Origin of the sequence: uncultured Ralstonia sp., from assembly GCA_913056305.1 — a bacterium.
In the GTDB taxonomy this organism is placed as follows: Bacteria; Pseudomonadota; Gammaproteobacteria; order Burkholderiales; family Burkholderiaceae; genus Ralstonia.
On sequence record CAJXMR010000388.1, the window covers coordinates 1 to 2463 of the forward strand.

Sequence of the window (2463 nt, forward strand, 5' to 3'; positions counted from 1 at the left end):
ACCTGACCCGCTACTCCGGTCTGGACGCGACGCTGGGCCTGGCCTTCGCCCACACCGGCGTGCTGTACCCGCTGTTCGGCACCATGCTGGGCTGGCTGGGCGTGGCGCTCACGGGATCGGATACCGCCTCCAACGTGCTGTTCGGCGGCCTGCAGAAGACCACTGCCGAGCAGCTCGGCCTGCCGCCGCTCTTGATGGCCGCGGCCAACAGCTCGGGCGGCGTGATGGGCAAGATGATCGATGCGCAGTCCATCGTGGTGGCCTCCACCGCCACCAAGTGGTATGGGCACGAGGGCGACATCCTGCGCTACGTGTTCTTCCACTCGATTGCGCTGGCTTTCCTGGTGGGTCTGATGATCACACTGCAGGCGTATGTGGAGCCGTTCACGCACCTCGTGATTCAGGTCGCGCACTAAACCCGCTCGCAACCAAAAGTAAAGGCCACTCGCTCGAGTGGCCTTTTTTTCGCGCGTATGATGTGTCGCATCACCTGCGCACGCCCCGTTCTGGGACGATGCCCTCCCCCCCCCCGATCTGATATGCCGCTGCGCCGCCTCGAAAGACTGATCGACCCATTCCTCCGCCTGCCCGACAGCAAGCCCCCGGGCGACGTGTGGCGCTTCTACGTGTACTTCCTGCGCGAGGTGCGCGGCGTCTTCGTGTTCCTGCTGGCCGTGGGGCTGGTGGGTGCGCTGATCGAGGTGGCGCTGTTCGACTTCCTCGGGCGCCTGATCGATATGATCCAGGCCACGCCGGGCACAGACTTCTTCGCCCGCCACCGCGATGTGCTGCTGTGGATGGCATTCGTGGCACTGATTGCCCGGCCCATCGTCTTCGGCCTGCACGATGTGCTGGTGCACCAGGTCATCAACCCAAGCCTGTCCAACCTGATCCGCTGGCAGAACCACCGCTACGTGCTCAAGCAGAGCCTGTCGTTCTTCCAGAACGACTTTGCGGGCCGTATCGCCCAGCGCATCATGCAGACCGGCTTCTCGCTGCGCGATTCGGCGGTGCAGGCCGTAGACGCGATCTGGCACGTGCTGATCTACGCGATCAGCGCGCTGGTGCTGTTTGCGCAGGCTGACTGGCGGCTGATGCTGCCGCTGCTGTTGTGGATCGCTTGCTACGTGGCCGCGCTCTGCTACTTCGTGCCGCGCTTGAAGGCGCGCTCGGTCATCGCCACCGAGGCGCGCTCCAAGCTGATGGGCCGGATCGTCGATGGCTACACCAACATCACCACGCTCAAGCTCTTTGCCCACACGCAGCACGAAGAGACCTATGCGCGCGACGCGATGTCGGAGCAAACCGAGAAATCGCGCATGGCCGGGCGCATGATCAGCACCATGGACGTCGCCATCACCGCCATGAACGGCCTGCTGATTGCGGGCACCACCGGCCTTGCGCTGTGGCTGTGGAGCCAGGGCCGGATCAGCGCCGGCACCATCGCGCTGACGACCGGGCTGGTGATCCGCATCAACAACATGTCGGGCTGGATCATGTGGGTGGTCAACGGCATCTTCGAGAACGTCGGGCAGGTGCAGGACGGCATGCAGACCATTGCCGTGCCGCGCACCGTCACGGACCGCCCGAACGCCCCGCCGCTACGCGTGGCGCACGGCGAGGTGCGTTTCGAGCAGGTGGGCTTCCACTATGGCAAGGGCAGCGGCGTGATCGAGGGGCTGGACCTCGTGGTCCGCCCTGGCGAGCGCATCGGCGTGGTCGGCCCATCGGGTGCGGGCAAGTCGACACTGGTCAACCTGCTGCTGCGCCTCTATGACGTCGAGCGCGGCCGCATCCTGGTCGACGGCCAGGACATCGCCGCCGTCACGCAGGAAAGCCTGCGCGCACAGGTCGGCATGGTCACGCAGGACACGTCGCTCTTGCACCGCTCCATCCGCGAGAACCTGCGCTACGGCAAACCCGACAGCAGCGAAGCGGAGCTGATGGAAGCCGTGCGCCGTGCCCGCGCCGACGAGTTCATCCCACAGTTGGTCGACACGCACGGGCGCCACGGCTTCGACGCCCTGGTGGGCGAGCGCGGCGTGAAGCTCTCGGGCGGCCAGCGACAGCGCGTCGCCATCGCGCGCGTGCTGCTCAAGGATGCGCCGATCCTGATCCTGGACGAGGCGACCTCGGCGCTCGACTCGGAAGTCGAGGCCGCGATCCAGGAAAGCCTGGAGACGCTGATGCAGGGCAAGACAGTGATTGCGATTGCGCACCGCCTGTCGACGATCGCGCGCATGGACCGATTGGTGGTGCTGGATGGCGGCCGCATTGTCGAGAGCGGCACGCATGCGGAACTGCTGGAGCGCGGCGGCCTGTACGCCCGGCTATGGGCGCACCAGACAGGGGGCTTTGTCGGCGTGGATTGACCGTTGTGGTGCATCCCTTGTTTCATCCCCCTGCCGGGGGCTGACTCACTTTCTTTGTCTTGCCAAAGAAAGTAAGCAAAGAAAGGCGCGC

2 protein-coding genes are annotated in these 2463 nt (G+C 65.5%); both read left to right on the top strand.

Translation table 11 applies throughout. The annotated features are described in order from the left end of the window. A partial coding sequence (locus tag QZ609_RS26395) for an L-lactate permease (protein WP_295501439.1) occupies positions 1-416 on the top strand: 416 nt, incomplete at its 5' end. Between the two features lie 123 nt (positions 417-539). Continuing rightward, positions 540-2372 carry an ABC transporter ATP-binding protein gene (locus tag QZ609_RS26400; protein WP_295501442.1) on the top strand — a complete coding sequence of 611 codons (1833 nt, stop codon included), beginning with the start codon at positions 540-542 and terminating at the stop codon, positions 2370-2372. Positions 2373-2463: the final 91 nt, after the last annotated feature.

Bases quoted from the DNA above. Each gene is read 5' to 3' on its own strand.
- QZ609_RS26400 (WP_295501442.1), top strand. From the start codon at position 540: ATGCCGCTGCGCCGCCTCGAAAGACTGATCGACCCATTCCTCCGCCTG.